Genomic DNA, 4,365 nt, shown 5'->3' with positions numbered 1-4,365 from the left:
ATGTGTCCGCCGCTCCGCTAAACACGGGGGCTGCGCGGCGGACACGCCGATGTCACCGCAATGCCACGCCATTTTGCAGAACTTGACGCACACAACTGGCACCAGCATTGTCAGGTTTGGCGGGCGGTCAAGTCGACCGGAATGACCGACATTAGGCGCAAAGCTGCCTAAAGCGAGTGGGACATCAGAGCCATTCTGCGTCGATGTTCACGCTTCGTGCTTGGAAGCCGCATAAAAAGGCAATGTGGAATGCACAAAGCAGCACGAGGAGTGGACCCGTTCTTAACGCGTAGGCCCCGCTAACATCGGCTGGGTCCGCATTCAGCTAATCCGGCCGTGCTTCCGACGCGACAGCGTCCAGGAGCAGAGTAACCTCGACATTGACGCTGGTGATGGCTTGCAAGTGAAGGGGCTGATTGGCCCAACGGGCGATGGAGACTACCAACGAGTAGTCCTCAACCGGCACCTCATGGATCTTGATCGACGTCCCCGTACGATCCAACAGCAAAAGCAAAGGAGTCGTCCCCTCGTCAGATTTGCTCGCGATGGCGGCAACTCGCTGAACATCCACGTGGCTGTCAACGCGAACATTGAAGAGTATTCGGCCTCCAGATTTATCGGCGCAGTCGCCTGCTACAGTATCGAAGCTGGCCGCCGGAAAATCTGCCGCTTGGACAATCATCTCGATCAAAACCGTCTCAAGTTGTGGCGTGCTACCTCGGCTGATCGGCATCGTCTATCCCGGAGAGTCTGGCAGGGCGACGGGCATGACCTATGACGCGTTTGGCCGGCGCACACCACCAACACGCCGGCCGGCGGCGGCTCTGCCGTTACCACCTTGTATACCCGGTGTGGCAGCGTGATCTGCCAGGCACGCGATGCAGGCGACATTCGCCAATCTGTTCAGAGGCGTATTCCGTATCCACAGCTATGATCAATGCTCTTCCGATAAAGGTGTAGGACGCGATGCCCGTGACTTGCCGTGTCGCCAATTTTAGAGTTTTAGAATAGTCGCATGGGGTCCGCGAAGGCCAAACTCCGCCAGTGCCTGAAGGTCAGCTACTGAGGCGCGCAAGGAAGGACCGGCAGTGGCGCAAGACGGACTTTCGCAAAAACAGCTGTTATAGTGCTCGGCTGGCGGAGATAAATGATCCGGTTCGGCGCAGGCACGGTGGAGGGCTGTCATGCCGCTCAAGGTCATCGGAACGGGTTTCGGGCGCACCGGAACTGACTCCATGCGAGAGGCGCTCAACCTGTTGGGCTTCGGACCCTGCCATCACATGTTCGAAGTCGATGGGAGCGCCATTCAGAAGCAGCGCTGGAGGGCCTTAGCCAAAGGTGCGTCGGCAGACTGGGAGAGTCTGTTTGAGGGCTACTCATCCTGCGTGGACTGGCCCTCCTCTTATTATTGGCGCGAATTGATCGAAGCGTATCCGGAAGCACGGATCGTTCACACGGACCGCTCGGCCGAAAGCTGGTGGACAAGTATGGAAAGCGCGTTTCAGGTGACGCGCCGCGGTCAGGTCGACCCGGACTCTCTGGGGGAGACCCTCGTTTTCGGCAAGGTCTTTGGAGGACGCGTCGATCGCGCTCACGCGATAGCCGTCTACGAATCACATCGGCACGACGTGCTCACCACTGTGCCGCCTGGCCGACTGCTCGTGCATGTACTCGGGCAAGGATGGGAGCCGCTATGCCGCCATCTTGGCGTCCCGATCCCGGAGCAGCCGTATCCTATGCGGAACAGCGCCGAGGAATTCCGGCGGCGGGCCGAGACACGCTAAACGGGTCTGCTTGAACCAAGGCGAAGCCGCCCTCCACGGCCGAAATGCGGCGCGATGCGATCGTTCACTGTGCCGTGCGGGTTCGAACCCGGCACGACGGCGAAAGTGACACGGCTGGATCCGGTTGTGCCGCCACTCAATGCACGACTTCTCTACCTCGGGGCAAAGCGACGCCAACGCCACAGCTAAAGCAGATGGCCGGAAAGGCAGTTCAGTCAGTGGTCGTCGCCTGCGGCCGGCAAAGATGGACCTGGCGGGCCAAATTCCGCCACGTCATTTTGCGAACGCGAACGCGTCCCAAAGATACGTTCAGCCCTCGATGGAGGCCAGCAAGTCGTGGTTGATGACGTCCGCGTGCGTCGTCAGCATGCCGTGCGGGTAACCCGTATAGACCTTCAGAGTGCCGTTCTTCAGAAGTTTGACCGACAGCCTGCCCGAATCCTCGATCGGCACGACCTGTCATCGTCGTCATGCATGACCAGCGTGGGCACGGTGATCTTCTTCAGATCCTCAGTGAGAAGGCCTTGATGGCTTCATAGTGAGGCTTGGCGCTACTCATCATGGTAAGACCGTATGTCCGCCTCTGCGATGAGGTGGCTCGCCCTACAGTGCGCGTCCGAGCGTTGCTCGGGGCGGGCCGAGCCGATCCTCACCACAGGAGGACGAGCCACCTCATCGGCAGAGGCGACATACAGTCTTCCCAACATGCCCTGATGCTACCAATTCTGAATCACGCAACACAACAAAAGGCCTTCTTCGTTCAATCGACGGCGATTCGAGCTATTAGGGCCGTCTGCGAGTCTTTATGCTCCTCATCGAAGCGGATCGGCAGCGACACGCCGACGTCGGCATGGCTCAGTGCAACAACGTTCACGGAGGACGACATGTGTAGGATGATCATGGCAGTGCTAGGTCTGCTGCTCGCTAGCTTGCCGGCCACGGCGCGGGTCGTCCCATTCCCGCCAGGCTTCAAGACGCAATCGATCGAAACCAACGGCACGAGCCTTAATGTCCGCATCGGGGGACAGGGCCCCGCCGTCGTGCTGCTACACGGCTTCGGCGACAGTGGCGACATGTGGGCGCCTGTTGCGGCAAAGTTGATGCAAGATCACACCGTAATCGTGCCAGACCTGCGCGGCATGGGACTGTCCGCCCATCCCGACACCGGTTACACAAAGAAAAACCAGGCCGTCGACATTGCCGGTATCCTCGACCATCTGAAGATCAAGAAGGCCGACCTCGTCACCCACGATATCGGCAACATGGTGGGTTACGCTTTCGTCGCCCAGTATCGCGACCGAGTCACCCGCTGGGTTGTGATCGATGCGCCGCTGCCGGGCATCGGCGATTGGGACAACATCATCCGCCTGCCGTTGCTGTGGCATTTCAACTTTCGTGGTCCCGACATGGAGCGGCTGGTAGCAGGGCGCGAGCGTATCTATCTCGACCGTTTCTGGAACGAGTTGTCAGCCAATCCGAAGGCCATCGACGAAGCAACGCGCAAGCACTACTCCGTACTTTACGCGCGACCTCACGCCATGCACGACGCCTTCGAGCAATTCGCCGCCTTTAACCAGGATGCGGCGGACAACAAGGAGTTGTTGGCGAAGGGCGGCAAAGTCTCGATGCCGGTGCTAGCCGTTGGCGCTGAAAAGTCTTTCGGCACGGCCCAGGCAGACGATCTACGCTATGTCGCGACCCATGTGACTGTTGGGATCGTACCGGGCTCCGGTCACTGGATCATGGAGGAAAACCCGGACGCCACGGTCAAGCTCATCACGGACTTCCTCGCCAAGTAGCCTATCCGCTGCCCGCTAAGGCCGGCGCGCAAACCCGACGGAGAGCTACAATGACCAGCCGGCCCATGCTGGCCAGGACATCTTCTGACGCCGAGCAATTGTGTCGTCCTGAGCATCGACCACTAGCCGATCCAAGATGGCGTCCGTTGCCCTGATGGATCGGCGGACCCTGGTGTCCAATATCGTCGCTGTGGCGAAAATCGCGAAACTCTACAGCGCGCCCGCTGGTGGAGAGCATCTTTTGGCCGCCGTGCAAGGAAGCCGTCGAGGCTCATCGAGTCGACGGGATTTGTGCCGGCGCCTGGCCGATGAACTCCAAATAGAGATGCAGCTCTTCAGGCGAGAAGACGGCCCGCCACGTTCCGTGGCGGTCGCTGGCGATGCTATGGGCAAGAACGGTCATAACGATCACTCCTCTTGCCCAGCTTCGCCGATCTGCACGCGAGATTTCCATCCCCAGAAATGAGTATTGACTTCCGTCTGCGGATGCCTGCGCCGGCAAGTGGCCCGTAACGATAAGGACGGTTCTCGCTGTTTGAGGACCGCGACGCGTTGGCGAGTCCAGTCTGAGCGATCAAGCCCGCGCTCTGGACGAGCTCCCATCCTCACAGAATGTTCGCCCACCGGGACAAACGTGACGCAACGGAACGGATGGTTCACCCGTAAAGTCTTGGGGAGGTTGCGAAAGGAGACCAGCATATGACCTGCGAACGAGATGTCGGCACGTTCGAAGAGCCCGTGACCGTTTTGCTGTCCTCGGGCAAAGTCAGTGTTTCGAGCAC

Annotated in this window: 5 protein-coding genes and 1 pseudogene; 2 read left to right on the top strand and 4 right to left on the bottom strand. The window is 59.6% G+C overall.

The genetic code is table 11. The annotated features are described in order from the left end of the window. Positions 1-325: 325 nt before the first annotated feature. Positions 326-733 (bottom strand): hypothetical protein, encoded by a 408-nt coding sequence (locus tag NKH28_RS34055; protein WP_352473287.1) that lies wholly within the window; start codon positions 731-733, stop codon positions 326-328. A gap of 451 nt (positions 734-1,184) precedes the next feature. Between NKH28_RS34055 and NKH28_RS34050 the strand changes: the two genes are divergently transcribed. Further along, complete coding sequence (locus NKH28_RS34050; RefSeq protein WP_352981434.1) at positions 1,185-1,784, top strand: sulfotransferase family protein; 600 nt, start codon at positions 1,185-1,187, stop codon at positions 1,782-1,784. A 309-nt stretch (positions 1,785-2,093) separates the two neighbouring features. On the opposite strand, the pseudogene NKH28_RS34045 reads toward NKH28_RS34050, so the two are convergent. Beyond that, positions 2,094-2,346 (bottom strand): annotated as a pseudogene (locus NKH28_RS34045) (alpha/beta fold hydrolase); the annotation flags it as partial. A 322-nt stretch (positions 2,347-2,668) separates the two neighbouring features. Between NKH28_RS34045 and NKH28_RS34040 the strand changes: the two are divergent. Then, positions 2,669-3,583, top strand: a complete 915-nt coding sequence (locus tag NKH28_RS34040; protein WP_352981435.1) for an alpha/beta fold hydrolase — start codon at positions 2,669-2,671, stop codon at positions 3,581-3,583. A 271-nt stretch (positions 3,584-3,854) separates the two neighbouring features. On the opposite strand, the gene NKH28_RS34035 is transcribed toward NKH28_RS34040, so the two are convergent. Further along, positions 3,855-3,986 (bottom strand): hypothetical protein, encoded by a 132-nt coding sequence (locus NKH28_RS34035; RefSeq protein ID WP_352981433.1) that lies wholly within the window; start codon positions 3,984-3,986, stop codon positions 3,855-3,857. Between the two features lie 5 nt (positions 3,987-3,991). Beyond that, positions 3,992-4,365 (bottom strand): hypothetical protein (locus NKH28_RS34030; RefSeq protein WP_352981432.1); only part of this gene is annotated, 374 nt, incomplete at its 5' end.

It is taken from the genome of Mesorhizobium sp. M1227 (genome assembly GCF_040318315.1).
Classification (GTDB): Bacteria; Pseudomonadota; Alphaproteobacteria; order Rhizobiales; family Rhizobiaceae; genus Mesorhizobium.
This window is presented reverse-complemented; position numbering and strand designations above follow the sequence as displayed.

Bases quoted from the DNA above. Each gene is read 5' to 3' on its own strand.
- NKH28_RS34050 (WP_352981434.1), top strand. From the start codon at position 1,185: ATGCCGCTCAAGGTCATCGGAACGGGTTTCGGGCGCACCGGAACTGAC.
- NKH28_RS34040 (WP_352981435.1), top strand. From the start codon at position 2,669: ATGTGTAGGATGATCATGGCAGTGCTAGGTCTGCTGCTCGCTAGCTTG.
- NKH28_RS34055 (WP_352473287.1), bottom strand. From the start codon at position 733: ATGCCGATCAGCCGAGGTAGCACGCCACAACTTGAGACGGTTTTGATC.
- NKH28_RS34035 (WP_352981433.1), bottom strand. From the start codon at position 3,986: ATGACCGTTCTTGCCCATAGCATCGCCAGCGACCGCCACGGAACGTGG.